The organism is Microbacterium sp. NPDC056057 (assembly GCF_042266945.1).
Lineage (GTDB): Bacteria > Actinomycetota > Actinomycetes > Actinomycetales > Microbacteriaceae > Microbacterium > Microbacterium trichothecenolyticum_C.
This window is the reverse complement of record NZ_JBHJWS010000002.1, coordinates 442,702-464,622: the sequence shown is the minus strand read 5'-3', so window position 1 is coordinate 464,622 and position 21,921 is coordinate 442,702. Positions and strand designations below refer to the sequence as shown.

At 67.8% G+C, this 21,921-nt stretch carries 17 protein-coding genes and 1 tRNA gene; 11 read left to right on the top strand and 7 right to left on the bottom strand.

Going from position 1 to position 21,921, the window contains the following annotated elements; genetic code table 11:
* The first annotated feature begins 48 nt into the window (after positions 1-48).
* Both ACFC1K_RS09940 and ACFC1K_RS09935 read left to right on the top strand, forming a co-directional pair.
* Positions 49-363, top strand: a complete 315-nt coding sequence (locus ACFC1K_RS09940; RefSeq protein ID WP_375871481.1) for a TraR/DksA family transcriptional regulator — start codon at positions 49-51, stop codon at positions 361-363.
* 631 nt (positions 364-994) lie between these two features.
* The gene (locus ACFC1K_RS09935) at positions 995-1,687 is read left to right on the top strand and encodes a head GIN domain-containing protein (RefSeq protein WP_375871480.1); all 693 of its coding nucleotides are present in this window, start codon (positions 995-997) and stop codon (positions 1,685-1,687) included.
* Positions 1,688-2,054: 367 nt separating this feature from the next.
* Here the strand turns inward: ACFC1K_RS09935 and ACFC1K_RS09930 are convergent, their stop codons facing one another.
* From ACFC1K_RS09930 to ACFC1K_RS09915, 4 genes are all read right to left on the bottom strand, one after another.
* Positions 2,055-4,673 (bottom strand): SIR2 family protein, encoded by a 2,619-nt coding sequence (locus tag ACFC1K_RS09930; protein WP_375871479.1) that lies wholly within the window; start codon positions 4,671-4,673, stop codon positions 2,055-2,057.
* A 499-nt stretch (positions 4,674-5,172) separates the two neighbouring features.
* Positions 5,173-5,245, bottom strand: a tRNA-Met gene (locus ACFC1K_RS09925).
* Between the two features lie 116 nt (positions 5,246-5,361).
* Positions 5,362-5,892, bottom strand: a complete 531-nt coding sequence (locus ACFC1K_RS09920) for a hypothetical protein (RefSeq protein WP_375871478.1) — start codon at positions 5,890-5,892, stop codon at positions 5,362-5,364.
* Positions 5,889-6,296, bottom strand: a complete 408-nt coding sequence (locus ACFC1K_RS09915; RefSeq protein ID WP_375871477.1) for a DUF4383 domain-containing protein — start codon at positions 6,294-6,296, stop codon at positions 5,889-5,891. The genes ACFC1K_RS09920 and ACFC1K_RS09915 overlap by 4 nt, the downstream gene beginning before the upstream one ends.
* Before the next feature lie 189 nt (positions 6,297-6,485).
* Between ACFC1K_RS09915 and ACFC1K_RS09910 the strand changes: the two genes are divergently transcribed.
* The 6 genes from ACFC1K_RS09910 (at position 6,486) to ACFC1K_RS09885 (ending at position 14,282) form a co-directional block, all read left to right on the top strand.
* Positions 6,486-7,487: a restriction endonuclease gene (locus tag ACFC1K_RS09910; protein ID WP_375871476.1), complete on the top strand. Its 1,002-nt coding sequence runs from the start codon at positions 6,486-6,488 to the stop codon at positions 7,485-7,487.
* A 133-nt stretch (positions 7,488-7,620) separates the two neighbouring features.
* Positions 7,621-10,995, top strand: a complete 3,375-nt coding sequence (locus tag ACFC1K_RS09905) for a DEAD/DEAH box helicase (RefSeq protein WP_375871475.1) — start codon at positions 7,621-7,623, stop codon at positions 10,993-10,995.
* Positions 10,996-11,196: 201 nt separating this feature from the next.
* On the top strand, positions 11,197-11,748 hold the full coding sequence (locus tag ACFC1K_RS09900; RefSeq protein ID WP_375871474.1) for an RNA polymerase sigma factor: 552 nt from the start codon (positions 11,197-11,199) through the stop codon (positions 11,746-11,748).
* Positions 11,735-12,478, top strand: coding sequence for an anti-sigma factor (locus ACFC1K_RS09895; protein WP_375871473.1), 744 nt, complete (start codon positions 11,735-11,737; stop codon positions 12,476-12,478). Before ACFC1K_RS09900 ends, ACFC1K_RS09895 begins: the two co-directional genes overlap by 14 nt.
* Before the next feature lie 155 nt (positions 12,479-12,633).
* Positions 12,634-13,230 (top strand): fasciclin domain-containing protein, encoded by a 597-nt coding sequence (locus ACFC1K_RS09890; protein WP_375871472.1) that lies wholly within the window; start codon positions 12,634-12,636, stop codon positions 13,228-13,230.
* A 257-nt stretch (positions 13,231-13,487) separates the two neighbouring features.
* Positions 13,488-14,282 (top strand): IclR family transcriptional regulator, encoded by a 795-nt coding sequence (locus ACFC1K_RS09885; protein ID WP_375871471.1) that lies wholly within the window; start codon positions 13,488-13,490, stop codon positions 14,280-14,282.
* Positions 14,283-14,296: 14 nt separating this feature from the next.
* Here ACFC1K_RS09885 and ACFC1K_RS09880 read toward each other — a convergent pair whose 3' ends face one another.
* The 3 genes from ACFC1K_RS09880 to ACFC1K_RS09870 are packed head-to-tail and all read right to left on the bottom strand — an operon-like array spanning position 14,297 to position 17,777.
* On the bottom strand, positions 14,297-15,049 hold the full coding sequence (locus tag ACFC1K_RS09880) for an IclR family transcriptional regulator (protein ID WP_375871470.1): 753 nt from the start codon (positions 15,047-15,049) through the stop codon (positions 14,297-14,299).
* Between the two features lie 35 nt (positions 15,050-15,084).
* Entirely contained in the window at positions 15,085-16,230 is a 1,146-nt protein-coding gene (gene alr, locus ACFC1K_RS09875) for an alanine racemase (RefSeq protein WP_375871469.1), read from the bottom strand.
* Positions 16,231-16,253: 23 nt separating this feature from the next.
* Positions 16,254-17,777, bottom strand: coding sequence for an amino acid permease (locus ACFC1K_RS09870; protein WP_375871468.1), 1,524 nt, complete (start codon positions 17,775-17,777; stop codon positions 16,254-16,256).
* A gap of 284 nt (positions 17,778-18,061) precedes the next feature.
* Between ACFC1K_RS09870 and ACFC1K_RS09865 the strand changes: the two genes are divergently transcribed.
* From ACFC1K_RS09865 to ACFC1K_RS09855, 3 genes are read left to right on the top strand one after another with little or no spacing between them, the layout of a single operon-like run.
* Positions 18,062-19,117, top strand: a complete 1,056-nt coding sequence (locus tag ACFC1K_RS09865; RefSeq protein WP_375871467.1) for a homoserine dehydrogenase — start codon at positions 18,062-18,064, stop codon at positions 19,115-19,117.
* The gene (locus ACFC1K_RS09860; RefSeq protein WP_375871466.1) at positions 19,114-20,526 is read left to right on the top strand and encodes an aldehyde dehydrogenase family protein; all 1,413 of its coding nucleotides are present in this window, start codon (positions 19,114-19,116) and stop codon (positions 20,524-20,526) included. Before ACFC1K_RS09865 ends, ACFC1K_RS09860 begins: the two co-directional genes overlap by 4 nt.
* The gene (locus tag ACFC1K_RS09855) at positions 20,523-21,902 is read left to right on the top strand and encodes an aspartate ammonia-lyase (protein WP_375871465.1); all 1,380 of its coding nucleotides are present in this window, start codon (positions 20,523-20,525) and stop codon (positions 21,900-21,902) included. The genes ACFC1K_RS09860 and ACFC1K_RS09855 overlap by 4 nt, the downstream gene beginning before the upstream one ends.
* Positions 21,903-21,921 lie beyond the last annotated feature (19 nt).

The window sequence follows — 21,921 nt, the reverse complement described above, 5'->3', positions numbered from 1 at the left end:
CCCGCGCGTCGCACCTGCGGCGCGTTTTTTGTACCCCGAGGAGCATCAATGCCCATCGAAATCACCGAACCCGTCCCGCTCGCCGGCGTGCAGCGCGAGCTCGAGCGGCAGCTCGACGAGCGGCTCGCCGTCCTCCAGGAGCTCGAGCCGTTCGCTCTCCCGAGCGTCGATCCCGTCGCTTACCAGTCGGCGGCGTCCCACCGGATCGCGATCGAGCAGATCACCGCGGCGCTGAATCGCATCAGCCAGGGCACGTACGGCCGCTGCATCCGGTGCGGAGGTCAGGTCGCACCCGCACGGCTCGAGGTTCTCCCGTACGCGGCCGCCTGCATCGAATGTCAGAGCCATGCCGAAGCCGCGTAATCGCAAGCCCTTCGCCATCCCGTCCGTCCCGCCGGTCGCTGTCGCCGGGGACGCCGGCGCAGCGGCATCCTTCCCCGCCCGGATTCTTGTTCAAGCAGGCGCACTCCTGCGTCCGCGCACGGATCGTCTCGTCGTGCATCGTCGACTCGTCGATCGTTCCTCCGAGACGCCGCGAGCCCAGGCGGTTGCTGCGGGTGATTCCCACGCCGGACCGGCGAGCACCTTCCACGGTGCGACTGCCCGCTTCGTCGCGCTCGGCTGAGCCCCTCCGGCCGCTGCGAGCGATCAGCTGCGGTTCGGGGGGTGTGGTGAGGTCGGATGCCTCGCCCTCGGCGGCACCCGCCGCGAGCCCGTCCGCGTGAGCGCCTACGACGACAGCGGCATCGAGCACGCGTGCGCGCTCCTCGGCTCGATACCGAGGACTTCGCCCGTGTGCACCGCGGCTGAGTTCCGGAGGGGTGGCACGAGCGCGCTCCGAGTTCCATCATGGTGACGTGGGCGCGGCTGGGAGCGCTCAGGCTCTCCGCGGCTTCGCCCTGCACCCGGCGAGGGCTGTCGAAGGTCGCCCGCAGACCTGTCGGCACACCTTCGATGGCGGAGGGAGTCATTGATGAACGGAAACGGATGCCGCGTGCCCGGCGCCGTTGTGATCGCGGCGTCGGTTCTCGCGCTGGCGGGGTGCTCATTGATGATCCCCGTCGGACCGATGACCTCGGAAGAGCGAGACATCGGCGACGTGTCGCACGTGGTGCTCGAGACATCCGGCGATCTCGTCGTGTCGGAGGGGGAGCCGGCACTCACGGTGCACGCACCGCAGGGGATGATGAACCGACTCACGTCCGATGTCGACGGCGACACCCTCGTGCTGGACACCACCCCCGGCTTCACGATGGGGATGGGTGACGTGCGGTACGACCTGACACTGCCACGGCTGGAGCGGCTCGAACTGAACGGCTCGGGCGACGTCGAAGCGACGGTCTCGGCGGCCGGCACCGTTCAGCTCGATATCGACGGATCAGGCGACGTCGACTGGTCGGGCCTCGCGGCCGATCGTGTCGAGGTGCGCATCTCGGGCTCGGGCGACGTCACCCTGAGCGGCTCGGTCGCCGAGCTCGCCATCGACCTGGAGGGCAGCGGCAACGTGGACGCCGAGAATCTCGATGCGCAGCACGCCGTGGTCAACCTCTCCGGATCGGGGGAAGTCGACGTCGCGGCGAGCGACACCCTCTCCGTCGACCTTTCGGGCAGCGGCCGAGTCACGTACTCGGGTGACCCAAGTACCGATGTGCGCGTGTCTGGCTCGGGGGACGTCGTACGCCGCTGAGCGGACCTCGTCGCGGAGAGCAGGTTCTCGCTCTCGTCGTTGGAGCTGCGCGGCGCTAAGGCGAAGCTCGACTGCGCCGACAAGCTCTTCGAGAAGCTCAACGAGGTGGCCGGCGCGCCAGGAATTCTGTACCACGGCGCGACAAAGTTACGACCACCTGCTGGAAGCGCGCAGGGGCTTAGGCCAGATGATCATCGAGTTTCACCTCTCGCCGCACTTCGGGGTTGCGCCGAAGATTTCGGGACGTAAGGCCTGTCCGACATCAGCCTCGCTTCCGACTTGTCTTGTGGTGCCGCCATCGGAGACGCTCCAAACTGATGGAGTCCCACCGGCGGTCGACCGCACCAACTCAATCTTGAGACAATAGTCAGCGGGAACGACCGCGCTCGTAGTGTCGAAGCTCGCTCAAATCGAGTCCTCCGTTGAGTGGGAACCGACTCGGACTACGGCCCGCGGCGCCGGCGCCGAAGGGTAGGGCGAGCTGGCCAACGGCTTCCAAGCTAAGCGTGGAGATTTCCCTAGCGAGGCGGTCGAGCGCTGCTGGGAGCGGAAGCCGAGCGATCCCAGCATCAGTAATCCGCACCGAAAGGGGCGCCTCGATGTACCGGCGAAACGCAGAGGGCTCCATGACAAGAGAGGCCACCTGAGTAAGCAGCTGCGCACCGCGTTCGTTGCTTGGGCGACTCTGGCGAAGCAGAGCTCGGTATGCCGTGGCCATTGTCCCGAGTCCATACTCCATTTGGTCCCGAGTCGCGGGGTTTCCCGAGCCGTTGTGAACCACAAGCCCCGCCACCCCGAGGGCGAGTCGGGGGTGACTATCCTGCAATTCGACGCGCGCGAGCTCGTTCAGGTAGACGCGAACAGCACTGCGTGCGTCGGAAGCCGTCGCGAGCAGTGGGACTATGCCCCGAGCGTAGGCCGCGGCCTTCGCTGCATCATGCGTGCGTGCGACCCTCAGGTAGGTGATCCTTGGCTCGAGGAGGTCTGGTGCACCTTCGATGGCTCCGACGCACGCCGCCATCGCCGCCGGAGCCTCGTCGAGATGCTTGCCGAGCATGTACGCGTCCTGATAGTCGAGTCTGTCAGCCCCCGCGAGTCTCATGCGTGCGCCCGCGCGGCCGCATAGTGCGGCGACTTCATTGAGAAGTCCTGCACGTCTCAACCAAGTGACGGCAACTTCCGCGATGAGGGGATGACGTGCGTAGACGTGTCGGCCCGAAAAGGTGATGCTGGCTTCTCTTCCCAAAGCATTCAACACAGCGGTGTTTTCCAACGAGTCGTCAATATTGACGATCTCACCAACGAGAGATCGAGTGGCCCCTTGTGCAGTGCCTTGCTCGGGGTCGGTGGCCACCTGCATTAGACAGATGGCTCCGTAGACGTGTGCGAGCGTGAGCTTCGACCGAGCCCGTGCCGGCACCCGAGAAAGCCGGTCCATAAGCTCGTCAACCCGCGTCGACAATGTTGTTGTCCCTTGCACCGCAAGGATTGCCCCGAACAGCGTGGATCGCGAGGAATTATGGTTTGGGCGGGACTTCTCAATTAGCTCATCGCGCACCGCCGCGACGTCCAGCTTCTTCGCGCCGCCCGGAGTTGACCGAGTGACTTCGATCCCAAGATCATCCCAGCGCTCCGCGATATCACTGGCGTCCTGATCGCTGAGGCCATCAAAGAGTACGGGTGACACCCGCTTGGTAATTGAGGGCGGAAGTGACCACCACAGGCGATCATGCGCCGCCAGCATCAGAATTGATCGCGCGCGGCCAGCGTGAGACAGCAGTAGCTCGATATCATCCGCGGCGAGGTCCGCCTCATCAATGCAGAAGACCGCGTCACCGAGCGCCTCTCGCGTGTCTTCGAGCCACTCCCTGGTGAGCGGCGGGGCTCCGGCGGAGCGAAAGAAGACCGACCATTCGGATCTGTCAGCGAACGCCATCGCGGCTTGATGAAGCGCCATCGACTTGCCTTCGCCGAGGGGGCCGATCGCGGCGACACCAGCAGAGGGGACGCCGCTATCCGCGATGCGTTCCGCCTCTTCTATGACTTCTCGCGTCGCCGTCAGCAGCGGCCATCGGCCAGGCACAGCATCTGACCAAGATGGGGTTGCTCCTTCGCTGAAGTGATGCGGCGGGCGATACGTATCGATTCTTATTGGCAATGCTGTCCATCCGCGTGGGCTAGACGGCGGCGGACTTGTCGATTGGAGACCGATGGGGGCGTCAAAAAGTGTGCTCGCATCGATTCCCGTGTACAGCTGAAAGCCGGGGGACTTCGCCAGTCGGCCCAGAACGGGATTCTGAGTTACTTGCACCCGATCCTTGGAATAAGCGCACCACACAACTTCAGCGTTAAGCAAGCTTTGATCGGAGGCATGGCGCTGGAGAACGCGCATGAAGGAGTCTTCCCACCCTCCATAACCAAGAACCAATACCGTCGCGTCGACAAACAGCGAGCTCAGTAGCCCCTCCAGCTGGGTTCGCACCGCATCGAGCTGATTTAGAGAGTTGATGCTCCAGGGCTCGCTGAAGTATCCGTGGATATGGATAACGGGGACTGCGCTCGAGTTTCTCAGCTGCGCCAGCGTCGGCGGATCATCAAATGAGACGGGTACGGCATCCGCAACAATGTTTCTTTCCCTCAACGCGACCTCGATGAGGGGGTCGAAGTTCGTCGTGATAATCGGTGAACGTGCTTCGGCCGGAAGCCGAGAGTAGAACTCCGCCAAATCGCGATGTGCCTTCGTTAGCTTCCACCGTGATTCTCGCACCGCGCGCCGCATATCGCCGGTGCGGATGTCGAAATCGTCGTCGATGGCCTCAGCGACGGCTGATCGGATAACGGTGGTCAACGCTCGGTCGCCGCGTTGGCGGCACACGGCTTCGGCCGCTTGCTGATAGCGAGCGTAAGGCGGTGTGTCCGGCTTCCAGCGTTGACGAACCCCTTCAGCGAGCTCCGGACTGATAGCGGATAGGAACCGCTCGGTCATCTCCTCTGTCGTGGCGACGGATCCGCGGCTTACGCCGGAGCCGACCACTGTGAGGAGAGGCCCCGCGTCACCACGCGCGATATAGGCCAGTCTCTCCCGCAGATCCCGAGTGTCATCACCTCTGTCATCGACGGTATTCAATCATCGCCCCAGTCAGCCGCCATACGTGCGAGATTAGAATGTATCGACAAAACGGCCATGAACTCGTATTGGGGAGTTGCCAGGGCGCTGCGCGCGTTTGACCTGCCGAGCGCGCAGATTCTCGTGCTTCGGGGTCATCAGCGGCCGGTCAGGCGAACTCGAAGCGTCTTCATCTTGCAGCTCAACTTCTCACAGGTCGCCGGTCGTGAAGCGGTCCCTGAATCGGAGACGTTGCGCCGGTATCACACCACTGACCGCAATTACGCTCGGAGCTCCTTCTCGGTCAACGGGGCCACTTCCCTCGTTCAAGCACGATTGACCGCCGTGTCAGATGCGGTGGTTGGTGCCGCGCGTGCAGACGCGACGGCGGGAGTCGAACCCGCAACGCTCCCGGGTATGAACCGGTGCCCGGGACCGCCCGGATCGCCGCGATGACCCCACGCTAGACGCCGCCTGCACGCATCGCCTGCGAGTGTCGGAGCGTGTCGGGTGATGACGAGATATGACGCGACCCCAGCCCTTCGGCAACTCGCGGCCGAGGCATCCGTCAGTGTCCGTCGTGGGTGACGACGGGGAGAACCGTGCCGTCGGCGTCGAGGAGCGCGGCGCCCTGGCAGACGCCGAGCGCGGGTACGACGACGAGTGTGACCAGCGCCGCCGCGCCGATCAGGCTCCACAGGCCGGACCGCGGGGACGGATGCCGTGTGCCGTGCACGATCCCGCAGGCCACGGCGACTCCGAGCGCAAGCAGCAGTGCCACCGCGAGGATGCTCGCTCGTCCCGGCGCGGTCGCGAGCAGCGCTACTGCGGCCCCCATTTCGACGAACACAGCGGCAACGGCGACCCGCGGGGTCGGCGTCCGGTTGAGGTACAGACTCGTCGCGCCCCACGCCAGGGCGCCCAATCCCACAGCAACCGACAGTGCACCGAGCACCCGGGAGAGCGTGTCGGCCTGTACCGCGACGATCGCCGCGGCGCCCAGTCCGACCGCGACGAGCCCGAAGCCCCACGCGGTGACGGACACCCACGACGGAGCGCAGCTGACGCGCTCCGTCGTGGATCCCTGAACCATGGTCACGCGGTCGCGACCTGCGGCGAGCGCTCGGCGGCCAGGCCTACGCCGAGAAGCACGATGGCGCTGGCGAGGTGCAGGAAGTGGTCGGGCGCGTTGAGCGCCAGGATGTTCGCCGGCGTGCCGACAAGGAAGAATCCGATGACACCCAGCAGCAGGTACGCGGCGCCGACCGTGATGTTCGTGATCTTGGCGGGGCGCGCACCGGCGATGCCGGAGATCAGCAGCGCGGCTCCGATGAGCAGGTGCGCGACGTTGTGCAGCGGGTTGACCTCGAAGATGCCCAGGAGCAGCCCGCCCTCGGTCGCGATGAAGCTGATGGGACCGGTGACGAAGAACCCGAGAAGGCCGACGAGGAGGTAGACGGCGCCGAAGACCGTGGCGACGATGCGATTCGGTGACGAGCCCATGAGAGACCTCTCTTTCCCAGCGGCGATCTGCCGTGCTGTGAGGGTTGTTCGGGGCGGGCGGAGAAACGGATGGGATGCCGTGATCGAAGCTTCGGAGCCATGTCAGCCAACACCTGCTTCAGGCGCTGAATGCCCGCGGCGGTCAACAGGATCTGGTACCCGCTCGTTTCCTTGCGCTAGAAGTGATGGATGAGTTCGGTTCCATCGCACAAGCTGAACTGGCGCGACGAGTTCGAAATTGTCGATTCGCTTCCTGCTGGTGCTACGCCCAAGGATCGAATAGCTCGAGGCAAGGCCTTCGAGCGAATTCTGCACAGCATGTTCTGGGAAGCGGAACTGCATCCGCGGCTCAGCTTTCGGCCAAAGGGAGAAGAAATAGACGGATCCATATGGCTTGACGGTCGAACGCTCCTGGTCGAGGCAAAGTGGACCCAAGGCCCCCACCCGGCCTCGAGCATCTATCAGTTCCGAGGCAAGGTAGACGGAAAGCTCGTGGGGACGGTCGGTCTCTTTGTGAGCATGGCAGGTTTCAGCCCGGATGCGGTGAACGCGCTCGTCGCGGGCAAGGAGTTGAATGTAGTGCTTATGGACGGGCAAGACGTGCGCGAGATAGTTGCCGGGACCTTCTCACCGCGCGCAGCGATCCGGCAGAAACTGCGTGCTGCGGGCGACTTCGGGACTCCGTTTGCTCCCTTGGCGAAGCCTCAGATCGCTGCCGTGCGGCGCATTGTCCTTGTTGAAAGCCGATTCGATGCGCAAATACTTCAGGCCCTGCACGCGATGTTCGGTAGTCCGTCCGGGATCTTAATCGTCCCGGCCGGCGGCGTGCTGAACATGCCGCCTTTGCTGGACGACCTCCTAGCGGCTCACAATTCAGATCTGGAACGGTTGACGATCGTGCTGTCAGCGGGCGAGGCGGAGCGACCGGACGTGCCCGAACTTGTAGAAGAGGTGAAATCTGTGCTTCGGGCTCGCCATCTGCGACCGAGGGTGCTGGTCAGTCTCATCTATCCGAGCCTCGCTGGCCGCCTGGCGGTCGCCCCCTCGCGCGAGCCCCGCGAAGAGCGGGTCCGAGCGTCCCAAGAAGAGCTTTACGTCGCACTGAGCCAAGTGGAACCCGCTGCCGTCTATGTCGAAGATCGGAACGTGCGCCTCGCCATGAAGGGCGCGGGCATCTACCTTCCTTACTGAGCTAGTCCGCTCGCTTGGCCGGCGACGTTAGCTGGCGCGGGGTTCCTCGTTGATCGGAGCGTTTCGACTCACTCGTTCTTCGCTCGCTCAACGAACGGGGGGTGTCCGCCCGCACAGGTACGCTGGCCCGGACATGGGGGAGCACGTGAGTCTGGCGGGGGAGCCTCGACGGCTGTCGAATTACGGCGAGGGCACCGACCTGCTCGTGGCGCTCACCGAGGCCATCGCCGGTGCCCGCACTCGCGTGTGGGTCAAGGTGCCATGGTGGGACGCCTCGCCCGTCGCGCGCCGCCTGCTCGACGCGATTCTCGCCGCCCACCGAAGGGGCGTCGACGTCAAGGTGCTCCTGCGACCCGAGGCGTCGAACGACGCGGTCGTCCGCGAACTCCGCAGCGCCGAGGTAGCCCTCATCCCGGTGCGGTACATCCACGAGAAGGAACTCCTCGCCGACGACGTCGCGATCACGCACTCGATGAACTTCACGGCCCCCGAGATCGGTCGCAACCAGAACTCCGGGTTCCTGCACACCGACCCCGCGATGGTCGACGCCGTCGAGCTCGGGTTCACCTCGCTCATCGACAATGCGAACGCGGTCGCGCACGGCGACGAGGCGTGGACTGCGGCATCAACTCTCATCCCACCCGCTCTGCAGAAGTACCTCGACAAGTTTGATCGGCTGAACCCGCTGCAGTCGAAGGCGGTGCCGGCGGTGCTGTCGACGAGCGGGCACGTGATGGTCGTCGCGCCGACGAGCTCGGGCAAGACGCTGATCGGCGAGGTCGCGGCGCTGCGGTCCATCGTGTCGGACGGCAAGCCCGCGGTGTGGCTGCTGCCCGCCCGGGCGCTCGCCGCGGAGGTCGCCGAGATCGCGCGGCGGTGGAACGCGCACGGCATCCGCACCATCGAGCTGACCGGCGAGACGAACATGTCGAGCGACGCGGTGCGGCAGGCGCAGCTGTGGGTGGCGACCACCGAGAAGTTCGAGGCGCTGTACCGGCGGGCGTCGCTCAAGGACGTCATCGGACGGATCGGATGCCTCATCATCGACGAAGTCCACCTCGTCGGTGATCCAACGCGAGGTGCCACGCTCGAGTCGCTCATCGCACGTCTGCGGGTCGCCGAAGGGCGCACCCGGATCGTCGCGCTGTCAGCGACCGTGTCGAACGCCGACGAGCTGGCGGCGTGGTTCAACGCCGACCTCGTGCGCTCGGCCTGGCGCCCGACGGTGCTGACGACGCAGCTGGTGCCGTACGACGTGCCGACCCAGGGCAAGCGCGAGCAGTACGAGTCGGCGAAGGACGAGATCGTCGTGCCGCTCCTGCGGAGCCTGGTCGGCGACGACCTCGGCACTGCCGGAGAGAACTCACCGGGATCCAGCGCGGTCGTGTTCTGCGGCAGCAAGGCCGCCGTTCTCCGCACCGCAGCCCGTGCGGCCGGGGTGCCGCACTTCGGCGTCGAGCTCGACGCGCTCGTGGAGGCGTGCTTTCGCCGGGGCGTCGGCATCCATTTCCGTGATGCACCGCGCGCGAATCGGGCGCTGGACGCGTTCCGATCACGGCAGCTGCGCGTGCTCGTCGCCACGTCGGGGCTGTCGACCGGGGTGAACACGCCCGCGAAGTTCGTGATCATCCGGGACCTCGAACTCGGGATGACGCCGCTCGAGGTGAGTCAGGCCCAGCAGATGTTCGGGCGGGCCGGGCGCGCGGGGCAGGAGCCCGAGGGCTTCGGATTCATGCTGGTGCCACGCGCCGAAGAGGGCGCGTGGAAGCTGAAGCTCAGCGACGGATACGCGGCGAACAGCCGCCTCACTGCGGCGCTGGGTGACGCGGTTCTCGCGGAGCTGCTGCTCGGGTCGGTGGTCGATCGCGAGACCGCGCGGTCGTGGTTCGCGCAGACCCTCGCGTTCGCGCAGAACCGGTCGGCGGTCGACCTCGACGCGGTGGTCGACGAGCTGCTGCAGCGCGGGTTCGCGACCGAGGTCGACGACCGGCTTGCTCCGACGGAGATCGGCGTGCTGACTTCGCGCCTCATGATCGACGTCCAGTCGGCCGCTCGCCTGTTGGTTGCGCTGAAATCGCTGCCGGTTCCGGCGACCGCCGACGAAGCTGAGGAGCTGGTGCTGCAGACGGTCGCGACCGCCGTCGCGTCGCTGCGCGAGCGACCCGTCAACGAGCGCACGTACACCGACTATGTCGACGAGCTGCTGCGGGGCTGGTCGCCGCGGGTCGTCGCGCGCGCCGGCGAGTGGTTCGGCGCGCGCGTCTGCATGGCGGCCGCCCAGCTCGTGCTGCGCGCCCCCGCCCGCGCCCGCGAGAACCCGCCGGTGGGCGTGTCGATTGCCGAGCTCCGCCGTGCGGCCGAAGACCTGCCCCGCTACCTCGCGTGGGTGGCCGCGCTCGGATACGCGGACGCCTCCACCTGGGCACCCGCCGTCGCCGGCGACCTCGCCCGCCGGCTGACGTGGTGGCACCTCTCGCCGCACCCGGAACGCGGTTCGGGTCGCTTGCTGTGGATGCTGGAACGGATGCTGCACCCCCAACACCACCGCGAGCAGCTGCCTCCCCTCTGGCGTCGAGCACGTGCGGCGGGGTTCGCTTCGCCCGACGGGATCAATGCGCGGCCGCGCGGGGTGGACGTGTCGGCCGAGGGGTTCGCGGAGATCGTGGGTTCTCGAGCGGACTTCTCGCTCGCACCGCTGGTGGATCTTGAGCTGACGTATCGCACGCCGAACACGCAGGCGCGGGTCACGGCGTTGAGCACCACCGGGGCAGCTCGCGCGGTTGCGACTTCGCGACCGGCGGCGGGGCTGATCGACCTGGTGCTGCCGGCGCGATCGGCGGGCAAAGTCGCGGCGGACGTGTTCCTCTACACGCGCGACGGGGACTTCGGGTACGCGAATCTCGTGGGGGACGTTCCCGAAGGAGTCGGGTCGGGCACGCCGGTCGAGGAGGCCGCGCGGCTGCTGAGCGACTTGCCTGAGGTGCATTCGGTGCTGAGCCACGCCCGCGGGGTGCGGCGCCTGTTTCAGGGCGAGCGGAAACGGCTGCTCGGCAGCATCCGTCCGCTCATCGCCGCTGACCCTCGACTCTGGCCGATCTCGGTCGCGTTGTCGGAGCAGCACAGCGAGCCCGACGCCGCGGTGGTCGCGCTGCGGACCAACTTGCGGGCGCTGCTGCGGCGGTCGGACCGCACCGACCTCCGGTCGCCGCACGCGGTGCTGCGCTCGCGCGAGGCGTCGGAGGCCGAGGTGCAGGTGACCCTCGCCGCGCTGCTCGCTTCGCTCCTGCTGGAGGTGGGCGTCGCGACGGCGGACGGGCATCCGCTCGCTGTGGTGCGGGTGGGGGAGCGGTGGGCGCTCGCCGGCCCGCTGCATGCGCAGCCGGGGCGGATGGAGCCGCTGATTCCGGCGGTGCTCCCGCGGCAGATCGAGACGGTGGCGGTGCCTGTGGCTTCGGCGGCGATGGTGGCGGAGCCGCGGTGCGGGTGGATGGCGGAGTTCGTGCTCTGACACGGGGCTGCTCGGAGGTTCGGGGCGTGTCGTCTCGCTCGTTCCTCGCTCGCTCAACGGCCGGAGGGGTGCATCCGAACTCGCCGTTCGACAGGAATCACTCTTGAGAGGCACCCTGCCGTACGCGCCACCACACGGATAGCGTGGTCGCGACCCGTGTCGTGTGCGCAGGCGATGGAGCCGGAACGGCAGAGGGAACACGTGGACGACGAGGAAGAGCGCGAGCTGTGCGGCCGTTTCGCCGCCGGTGACGAGCGCGCCCTCGAGCAGATCTACCGGCGCTGGTCGCCGATCGTTTTCACTCTCGCGCTGCGGGTCCTCGGCGACAGGGGCGACGCCGAAGACGTGACGCAGAAGACCTTCGTCTCGGCCTGGACCTCACGCGCGTCGTACGACCCGGCCAAGGGGCGGCTGTCGACGTGGCTCGTCACGATCACGCGCCGCCGCATCGCCGACACCCTCGACGCGCGCCGGCGCGTGCGCGAGCTCCACGAGAAGCTGCAGCGGTTCGCAGTGAGCGACGAGCCGATGTCGTCAGAGATCGACCTCGGCGACCGGCTGCTGCTCGCCGACGAGATCGACCGGCTCGAGCCCGACGCGCAGCGCGTGGTGCGGCTGGCGTTCTACGACGACCTGACCCACCAGCAGATCGCCACGCGCCTCGACATGCCGCTGGGTACCGTGAAGAGCCACATCCGCCGAAGTCTCACCCGCCTGCGCGACCGATTGGAGGTGCCTCATGTCGCATCTTGATCCCGAGCGCCTCGCGCTGGTCGCGGTCGGAGAAGCGCTGACGGATGCTGAGCAGCAGCACCTCGCGACGTGCGACGCCTGCTCGCTCGAGCTGGCAGAGCTCGAGCACACGGTCGCGGTCGGCCGGTCCACCGTCACCCTCGGCGACCTCGAGACGCCGCCGGAGCGGGTCTGGGACCGCATCCTCGACGAGGTCCGGTCAGAGCCGGAGCTCGCAGCATCCGGGATTCCCGTCGGCGTCCCCGTCGTCTCTCCACCGGCCGTCGCGGAGAACCAGCCGGATCAGCGCCGTACGCGTCGGCGGGGACGGATGCTGTTCGCCCTGGCCGCGAGCATCGCCGCGGTGCTGGCGATCGCCGGCGTGTGGACCTTCGTCCGCACACAGCAGCCGGTGGAGATCGCGTCGGCGACCCTCGACGCCTTCCCGGATCACCCCGACGCTGTCGGGACGGCCGAGGTGACCGAGCTGTCGGACGGGGAGCGCACCCTCACGGTGAGCATCGACGATTTCGACGAGAGCGACGGGTTCCGCGAGGTCTGGCTGATCACCGCAGATGCGTCCGACCTCGTGAGCCTCGGCGAGCTGGACGGGAAGAAGGGGACGTTCGTCGTACCGGCCGACGTCGACCTGCGCGACTTCGTGCTCGTCGACGTCTCGCAGGAGCCGCGCGACGGCAACCCCGCCCACTCCGGCGATTCGATCGTGCGCGGGCAGCTCGAGTTCAGCTGACGCCGCGCGGCGGCCTGGTCCGCCCTCGGCCCACCAGGGGCGAGTCGCGAACGAAGTCTTGGCCGCTGCATCCGTCCCCGTCGCTTCTGGCGAATACCTCTACGGCACCCTCTGTTCGGACCGTGCCGGGCATCGCATCGAAGGAGATCGGAACCATGAAGAAGTCTCGCCTGGCCGTCGCGGCGGTCGCCGCACTGGCGCTCGTCCTCACGGCCTCGCCCGCGCAAGCCCACGGATGGGGTGGCGGAGCACCCTCCGGCACGATCGTCGACGTCGCGGTCGCCGCATCCGGCGGCGGCACTCCCGACGACAACCCGTGGGACTACGACATCCTCGTTCAGGCGGTCGTGGCCACCGGGCTGACCGGGGCGCTCGCCGACACGAGCCAGACCTACACGGTGTTCGCGCCGAACGACCGCGCGTTCCTGCGGCTCGTGACCGACCTCACCGGCACCGCGCCGGCGAGCGAGGCCGACGCGCTGGCGGCCATCACCTCGACGTTCACCGCCCAGCAGATCTCGAACATCCTGCTCTACCACGTGGTCGCAGGCCAGAAGCTCGGGTTCGTGAAGGTCATCACGGCCGGCTCGCTCACGATGGCCAACGGAGGGGTCGTCGAGCCGCGCGGCGTCAAGCTCCGCGACGAGACGCCCGCGCTCCGCGACCCCAAGCTCGTTCCCTGGGCGGTCAACATCCAGGCGACGAACGGCGTGATCCACACGATCGACCGCGTGCTGGTTCCCGCGTCGTAGCAACGGGCCGACCGCAGTGGGCCTCCGTCGTGCGTCGGGATCCACCGTGGCGGGACGAGCTCGCAGGGATTCTGAGCGCCGGCACGAGGCCCGAACTCGAAGCGGGCGCGTCCGACTACCGCGGAAGGACGAGCGAGACGGATGCCTCGGATCGGCATTCCCCGCCGGTTCGAGGCATCCGTCTGCTCCTTATCGCTCGCTCAACGACCACGGAGCGGGGTCGGCACCGACCGGAGCTCCCCGGATATCCTCTCCATGTGTCGCTTCGTGAGGATTCCGTTCCCGAGCGGACGAGCATGGGCCGAGGGATCGACGTGCTCTCCTGCGTCGCGCAGCTGTCGGCGTCGAGTGCGCACGGGGCGTCCGTCCAGGACATCGCGCGCGAGCTGCAGCGCGACCGCTCGCAGATCTCGCGCACACTCGCCGCGCTGGCAGCCGAGAGGCTCGTGACGCGGGGCCCGGACGGGCGCTACCGCCTGGCGTGGGGCTGGTATGCGACCGCGGAGCGGCTGGTCGACAGACGTCTGCGCAGCGAAGGCCTGACGATCCTCGACGAGCTCTCCGCGGAGGTCGGAGAGGCCTGCTTCCTCGGCGTTCTCGAGGGTGACGCGACGGTCACGCTTGTCGAGAGCGTGCCGGCCGCCGCGCGCATGATCGGTTCCTGGATCGGCCGCGGGTACCCGGCGTTCTGCAGCGACGCGGGCCAAGCGGTGCTGTGGGATGCCTCGGACGACGAGATCCGCGGAGTCTTCAGCCGCACCGAGTTCCGAAGCTCCGGCCCGAACGCGGCCGCGTCCGTCGACGAGTTCCTGTCGAGACTGACCGAGGCGCGGACCAGGGGCTATGCGATCGTGGCGGAGGAGGCCGAGCCAGGACTGTACTCGGTGTCGGCGCCCGTCTGGGATTTCCGGGGCGAGGTCATCGCGGGACTGCAGATCGTGGGAGAACGCCACCGGCTGGAGCCGAGATCGGCGGCTCTGGGTGCGGCGTGCGCCGACGCGGCGCACCGGCTCTCAGTGGCGCTGGGCGCCGCTGCTGCGCGGGTCAGCTGAGTCCGTTCCGCGCGTCACGGCTCCCGGACGAGTCGGGTCAGATGCGTGTGAGCGTCGTGGAGTGCTTCGTGCGCTTCCCGCACGCGACGCGCCGACAGGGCCCCACCGCTGATGCCGATGGATGCCACGATGCCCTGGCTGTCGCGGATCGGCAGGGCGTACTCCTGCACGCCCTCGACGTACTCCTCGCGCGCGTCCACCATCCCCAGATCCCGGTCCCGCTCGAGGAGCTGGTGGAGCTCGTCGACCGACCGCGCTGCACCGGGGCCACCGACGCCGACGAACTGGACGCTGTCGAGCAGTGTCTGGAGCTCCTCATGGGTGTGGTCCCACAGGAGCGCCCTGCCCGGACCGGTGCACCAGATCGGCGTCACCATGCCAGGGCGAAGATAGTCCGCCGACACTCCGGGACCCTTCTCGGAGCGCAGCAGGATCGCGCCCGGCCCCTCGGCCGCCATCAGCTGGGCCGAGACGCCCAGCCGAGAGGCGAGGACGCGCAGGTCCTCGCGGGCCGCGCGCAGCCAGGGGCGGTTCAACGCGCCGGCGGCGCGGAAGTACTCGTCGCCGGCACTGAAGACCGCCGTGTCGTCGCGGTCGAGGTAGCCCAGGTCGCGCAACTCCCGGGTCAGACGCGACACGCGGCTGCGTTCGATCCCCGTCGCCTCCGCAAGGCGGGACGCATTGTGGCCGTGGCGTCCGGATCGCTCCTGCGCGATGGCCGCGTCGAGCAGTGCGATGCCCTGCAGCAGCGAGGAGGGGGCGCTCATGGTGCGGTGCTCTCTGGGCGGGTGTCGCGGTGGCGTCACGGAGTGGGGGTCGGCTCGTACACCGGCACGTTGACGACGACCCGCGCGTTCAGCCGACCCCACGCGGTATACGCCGCGGCGGCGATGGTGCCGCTTGCCTGCTCGATGTCGGCCGCGTGGATCCGTGCCGATCCCTGCCGTCCGTAAAGTACCACTTCGTCTCCGGCGTCGGCCGAGGGCACGTGGGTGACGTCGACGATCAGACTGTTCATCGCGAGCCGGTCGACCACCGGCGCGAAGGTGCCGCGGACGAGCACGCTCGCGCGGCCGCCGAGCACCCGCGGATAGCCGTCTGCATACCCGAGGGGCACGACGGCCAGTCGGCCGGCGCGGTCCAGCCGTCCGACGCGGTCATACCCGATGGTGCTGCCGGCGGGGTACCGGTTGATCGCCGCGATACGAGAGACGAGGCGCATGGCGGGACGCAGACCGGGCGCTGCCGCTGAGGTGTCGCCGTAGAGCGCGGCTCCGATCCGGACCATGTCCATGCGTGAGCCGGGGACCGTCAGCGCCGCGTACGAAGTGGCGCAATGCTTCTCGAGCAAGCCGCGGGGAGCCCCCAAGAGGCGCTCTGCCGCACCCGCCTGGTTTCGGAATGTGAGGGCGCCGGTGCGCACATCGTCAGCGTCCTCGCACGGAAAGTGCGAGCAGATTCCGACGACGGTGAGCTCTGGACTGGCCGCAATGCGTCGAAGGTGAAGCTGCGACTGCGGATCGTCCCAGTCCATTCCGTCTCGACTGAGTCCTGTGGAATTGAGGGAGAGGTGGACCCTGATGGGGCGCCCGAGCGAGCGGGCGGCGGCGGTCACGACACGTGCGTGATCGCCGCCGCCCACCCACTCTTCGATGTCGAACCGACCACCCTCCTGGACCTCTTCGCGCAGCGCCGCGCGGAGCCGGATGATGCGTCCTGAGAAGCCCAGTCGGCGTGCCTCCGCCGCTTCCGTGTTGGAGGTGATCCCGATGACGTCGACGCCCGCCGCCATCAGGATCGGGAGCACCGCCGTGATGCCGTGTCCATAGGCATCGGCTTTCACCACCCCGCACAGCCTCGTCGTGGTTCCGGACTCGCGACGTACGAGGTCGAGATTGTGGGCGATGGCACCGGCGTCGATCTCGACCCAGGCGGGCGTGGTGCTCATGGGCGCAGCATCCGCTATCCGTGTCAGGCGCGGGGCTGGCGGACCGGCTCCTCGGCGACGGGGTCGTCCGCCTCGTCGACGGGGGCTTCCTCCGACACGGCGACGACCCGGCGCGCACCGCGGCGCCCATAGCGCCACCAGAAGTACAGGTAGCAGAGGCCGACGAAAGGAACCCCGAAGTACAGCGCCGCCACCTGGTTCGGGTCGAATGCGATGGCCACCAGCGAGATCGCCAGCAGCACGAAGGCGAGGATGGGAAGCGCCGGGTACAGCGGTGTGCGGTACGGCAGCTTCTTCACGTCGCCGCCTTCGCGCACGAACCGGCGGCGGTGGAAGAACTGCGACGCCACGATCGACATCCACACGGCCACCACGGCGAATCCCGCGATCGACACCAGCACGAGGTAGACGGTCTGCGGCGCGATCACGCTCGAGATCAGCGAGACGAGGCCCAGCGCCAGGCTGACGGTGAGGGCGACGAGCGGGATGCCGCGGCGGGTCAGGCGCTGCAGGACTCGCGGTGCGTGGCCTTCCTCGGCGAGCGAGAAGAGCATGCGGGCGCAGGAGAACAGGCCGCTGTTGCCGGCCGAGAGCAGCGCGGTGATGATGACGAAGTTCATGATGTCGGCGGCGTACGGGATGCCCACGTACTCGAAGACGTCCACGAACGGGCTGCTGGTGAGGCCAGCGTCCTCGTACGGGAGGAGCGCGGCGATCACGGTGATCGATCCGACGAAGAGGATCAGCAGCCGGAAGACCGTCGAGCGGATCGCCTTGGGGATGTTCTTGCCGGGGTCCTTGGTCTCTCCGGCGGCGACGCCGATCAGCTCCGAGCCGCTGAACGCGTAGAAGACGGCGAGGGCCGTGACGACGACGCCGGCGACGCCGTTCGGGAACAGACCTTCCGGAGTGACGAAGTTGCTGAACAGTGGGGCAGCGGGGTGCTCGGTCGACAGCGGGGTGAAGCCGAAGATCGCCATGCCGCCGAACACGATGAGCCCGACGATGGCGACCACCTTGATCAGCGAGAACCAGAACTCCGTCTCACCGAAGACCCTCGCCGAGATGGCGTTGATCGTGAAGAGCCCCAGGGCGAAGATCAGGCACCACACCCACACGTCGACGCCGGGGAACCAGCGCTGCATCAGGATGCCGGACGCCGTGAACTCCGAGCCGAGCGCGACGACCCAGCACAGCCAGTAGAGCCACGCGGTGGTGAAGCCCGTAGCTGGACCGATGGAGCGTGCCGCGTAGATGTGGAACGCGCCCGAGACGGGATAGGCCAGCGCCAGTTCGCCGAGGCAGGCCATCACCAGCCAGACCACGAAAGCGCCGATGAGGTACGCGATGATCGCGCCCAGCGGGCCCGCCTGGCTGATGGTGTAGCCGGAGCTCAGGAAGAGCCCGGACCCGATCACACCGCCCAGGGCGATCATGATCAGGTGGCGTGCGTCCATGGAGCGCTGCAGTCGTCGCAGCGGAACCTGGGTCGCGGTGGTGTGGGGGAGGGCGTTCGGAAGCGCACTCTCCTGGGGCAGCGGGCTCATGAGGTCTCGCATTCGAGTTGAGAGATCAGGTGTTGGCAGTTGTGCCACATCATCACAGCAATGTGTCTATGATGCACGCACGATGTGTCGGGCAGATTACCGGGCTCGGGGGTGGGCACACAAGACAACCTCGGAAATCCGCGGCGTTCGAGGGCGATTCGGGCAGAGCTTCCGCGCCGCGGTCGGTTTGACATCCTGCACGAGCGATCTGGCAGGCGCGGGCTGACGCGACCGCTGGGGAAGCTGGGTCGAACCTCTTCCCCACCCTCTAGAAGGAGCTCGACGTGAACCGTCATGACATCGCGCTGATCGGCTTCGGCGGCGTCAACCGTGCGCTGGCGCAGATCATCCTCGACCGCGGCGACGAACTCGCCACTGAGCTCGGCTTCGCGCTGCGAGTCGTCGCCATCACCGACCTGCGCCTCGGCTCCCTGATGCAGGCCGACGGCATCGACCTGGCCGACGTGTTCGCGATGTCCGACGGCGAGACCTTCGCGGGAAAGCCGGGTGGAACGGCCGCCCCGCAGAATGACTACGTCATCCGCAACAGCACGGCCGACATCGTGGTCGAGGCCACGTTCACGAACCCGATCGACGGCGAGCCGGGGATCTCGCACGTGCGCGCTGCACTGGAGAGCGGCAAGAGTGTCACCACGACGAACAAGGGGCCGGTCGCGCTGGGCGGGCTCGAGCTGAACCGGCTCGCGGCCGCCAACGGTGTCACCTTCCAGTACGAGGGGTCGGTGGTCAGCGGAACCCCGATCCTGCGGTTCGCGTCCGAGACGCTCAAGGGTCTGCGCATCGACGCGGTAGAAGGCATCCTCAACGGCACGAGCAACTACGTGCTCGGTCAGATGGAGTCGGGCATGACGCTGGACGCCGCCGTCGCGGAGGCTCATGCTCTCGGTTACGCCGAGGCGGACCCCACGGCCGACATCGAAGGTTCCGACGTCCAGCTGAAGGTCGTGATCCTGGCCAACGAACTGCTGGGTGCCGACATCACCACCACCGATGTGACCCGGCGGGGGATCTCCGGGGTCTCGGCCGCCGACATCATCGAAGCCGCCGCGCAGGGCAAGCGGTACAAGCTGATCGGGTCGGCGTTCCGCAACGCCGCCGGCACGGTCACCGCGAAGGTCGAGCCGGTGGCGCTGCCGCTGACCCACCCGCTCGCCAGCGTCAGCGGTCCGACGAACGCGGTCTCCTTCGACACCGATCTCCTCGGCACGGTGACCGTCTCAGGCCCCGGCGCCGGGCGTATCGAGACCGGGTATGCGCTGCTGTCGGACATCATCGCGATCGACGCGCATCAGCGGGCTCGCATCGAGGCTGTCCGATGAGCATCGTGGAGCACACGCCGGCCATCGGCTCCGGGTACCCAGGCCTGGTCGTCACGGACCCGTTCGACGGAGAGGTGATCGGCGTCGTCCCGCAGAACGGTCCCGCCCAGCTCGAGCAGATCCTGGAGCGCGCTCGCACCGGATTCCAGCTGTCGCGGTCGCTGTCGCGGTTCTCGCGGCACAAGATCCTCGAGCGTGCGTCGACGCTGCTCGAGGAGCGTGCCGAGACGGCCGCCGACCTGATCGTGCGGGAGGCGGGAAAGACGCTTCGGCAGGCGCGGAAGGAGGTCGCCCGAGCGGTGATGACACTCTCGCTGTCTGCCGACGCCGCCCGCTCCGATGCCGGAGAGGTCGTCCCGTTCGATGCGTTCGAAGGCTCGGAGAACCGTCGCGGGTGGTTCACCCGCGAGCCGCTGGGCATCATCGTCGCCATCACCCCCTACAACGATGCGTTGAACCTCGTCGCGCACAAACTGGGCCCGGCGGTCGCCGGAGGCAACTCGGTCGTGCTCAAGCCCTCCCAGCTGACCCCCCTGACCGCGCGGTTCCTGGTCGATCTGCTCATCGATGCGGGCCTCCCCGATGAGATCATCACCGTCGTGCACGGCGACCGTGAACTGGCGCAGGCGCTCACCTCGGCCCGCGAGGTGCGCATGGTGTCGTTCACCGGCGGGTTCGCCACAGGTGAGGCGATCGCCCGCAACGCCGGTCTGAAGAAGCTCGCGATGGAACTGGGCGGCAACGCTCCGGTCATCGTGTTCTCCGACGCGGACATTCCCGCGGCAGTGGAGGCGTGCGTGTCCGGCGCATTCTGGGCAGCCGGGCAGAACTGCGTGGGCGCGCAGCGCATCCTCGTGCAGAGGGAGGTGTACGAAGAGTTCCGCGACCGGTTCGCGGCGCAGGCGATCGCCCTCCACGCGGGCGACCCGCGCGACGAGGCCACCGACGTCGGCCCGATGATCTCCGTCGCCTCGGCGCAGGCCGCCGAGCGGCTCGTCGACGACGCGGTGGCGGCGGGAGGCCGTGTGCTGGCGGGGCATCGCCGAGAAGGCGCTGTGTACTGGCCGACCGTCGTCGAAGGAGTGCCGTTCTCATGCGAGCTGTGGGCGGACGAGGCGTTCGCGCCGGTGGTCGTACTGTCGCCGTTCGAGACCGAGGAGCAGGCGATCGCGCAGGCGAACGAGATCGACTACGCGCTGCACGCCGCCACGTTCACCCGCGACATCACCCGGGCGCTTCGGGTGTCGGAGCAGCTGGATGCTGGGGGAGTGATGATCAACGACTCCTCCGACTACCGGGTCGACAGCATGCCGTTCGGCGGCTCGAAGTACGGCAGCATGGGCCGCGAGGGCGTGCGATTCGCGTACGAGGAGATGACCCAGCCCAAGGTCGTCTGCATCAACGCATGAGCCCGATCGCCACCCGCCTCGAGCGCGATTCACTCGGCGAGCTGGAGGTGCCCGCCGACGCCTATTGGGGCGTCCACACGGCCCGCGCCCGGGAGAACTTCGCGATCAGCAGCACGCCGATCTCGCAGCATCCTGGTCTCGTCGAGGCTCTTGTCACGGTGAAGGATGCTGCCGCTGCTGCCAACCACGAGCTCGGGCTGCTTCCGGCCGGCGTGGCGGAGGCCATCGCCGTCGCCTGCCGGAGGGTGCGGGAAGGTGAACTGCACGACCAGTTCTGTGTCGACGTTCTGCAGGGCGGTGCGGGGACCAGTACGAACATGAACACGAACGAGGTGATCGCCAATGCCGCCCTGGAGTTCCTGGGGCTGCCGCGCGGGCGCTACGACGTGGTGCACCCCATCGACGACGTGAACCGGAGCCAGTCGACGAACGACGTCTATCCGACCGCGGTCAAGATCGCGGTGGCGAATGGGCTCCTCCGACTCATGCCTGCGCTGGAGGAGCTCGCCGCGGCGTTCGAGGAGCGAAGCGTCGCATTCGGCGACATCGTCAAGATCGGCCGGACCCAGTTGCAAGACGCCGTGCCGATGACCCTCGGCGACGAGTTCGCCGCGTTCGCGGTCGCCATCCGCGAAGACGTGGTGCGCATCGGCGACACCGTGCCGCTGCTGCTGGAATGCAGCCTCGGCGGAACCGCCGTCGGCACCGGCGTGACCGCTCCGGCCGGATATCGGGAGGTCGCTCTGGAACGGCTCCGCGAGCGTTCCGGGCTGCCGATGTCGCCGGCGGCGCACCTGTTCGAAGCCAGCTGGGACGTCAGCGCGTTCCTGCAATCCTCCGCGGTGCTTCGTCGCACGGCGATCAAGCTGTCGAAGATCAGCAACGATCTCCGGCTGCTCGGCAGCGGTCCGCAGGCGGGTTTCGGCGAGATCCGCCTGCCGTCTCGCCAGGCGGGGTCCTCGATCATGCCGGGAAAGGTGAACCCGGTCATCCCCGAGGTCATGAACCAGATCGCGTTCGCGGTGATGGGGGCGGACGTGACGATCGGCGTCGCCGCCGAGAGCGGTCAGCTGCAGCTGAACGCGTTCGAGCCGATCATCGCGCACTCGATGCTGCAGTCGCTGGCCTGGGTGACCAACGGCGTCTTGGCGCTGCGCCGGTTCTGTGTGGAGGGCATCGAGGCGAACGACAGTGTGCTCTCGCGGAACGTTGCGACGTCTGTCGGCACCGTGACCGCTCTCGTGCCGTCCATCGGCTACGAGGCGGCCGCCCACGCGGCTCAGCACGCGCTTCGCACCGGCATCCCGATCGCCGACGCGGTGTCGCAGCACACCGGTCTGTCTCCGGAAGAAGCGGCCGAGCTCTTGGCGCGCTGAGGCGCTGCCGCCCAGCCTC

Excerpts from the sequence above, each read along its gene's own strand:
- ACFC1K_RS09895 (WP_375871473.1), top strand. The coding sequence starts at position 11,735 with ATGTCGCATCTTGATCCCGAGCGCCTCGCGCTGGTCGCGGTCGGAGAA.
- ACFC1K_RS09890 (WP_375871472.1), top strand. The coding sequence starts at position 12,634 with ATGAAGAAGTCTCGCCTGGCCGTCGCGGCGGTCGCCGCACTGGCGCTC.
- ACFC1K_RS09940 (WP_375871481.1), top strand. The coding sequence starts at position 49 with ATGCCCATCGAAATCACCGAACCCGTCCCGCTCGCCGGCGTGCAGCGC.
- ACFC1K_RS09880 (WP_375871470.1), bottom strand. The coding sequence starts at position 15,049 with ATGAGCGCCCCCTCCTCGCTGCTGCAGGGCATCGCACTGCTCGACGCG.
- ACFC1K_RS09905 (WP_375871475.1), top strand. The coding sequence starts at position 7,621 with ATGGGGGAGCACGTGAGTCTGGCGGGGGAGCCTCGACGGCTGTCGAAT.
- ACFC1K_RS09860 (WP_375871466.1), top strand. The coding sequence starts at position 19,114 with ATGAGCATCGTGGAGCACACGCCGGCCATCGGCTCCGGGTACCCAGGC.
- alr (WP_375871469.1), bottom strand. The coding sequence starts at position 16,230 with ATGAGCACCACGCCCGCCTGGGTCGAGATCGACGCCGGTGCCATCGCC.
- ACFC1K_RS09910 (WP_375871476.1), top strand. The coding sequence starts at position 6,486 with ATGAGTTCGGTTCCATCGCACAAGCTGAACTGGCGCGACGAGTTCGAA.
- ACFC1K_RS09915 (WP_375871477.1), bottom strand. The coding sequence starts at position 6,296 with ATGGGCTCGTCACCGAATCGCATCGTCGCCACGGTCTTCGGCGCCGTC.
- ACFC1K_RS09930 (WP_375871479.1), bottom strand. The coding sequence starts at position 4,673 with ATGACCGAGCGGTTCCTATCCGCTATCAGTCCGGAGCTCGCTGAAGGG.
- ACFC1K_RS09870 (WP_375871468.1), bottom strand. The coding sequence starts at position 17,777 with ATGAGCCCGCTGCCCCAGGAGAGTGCGCTTCCGAACGCCCTCCCCCAC.
- ACFC1K_RS09855 (WP_375871465.1), top strand. The coding sequence starts at position 20,523 with ATGAGCCCGATCGCCACCCGCCTCGAGCGCGATTCACTCGGCGAGCTG.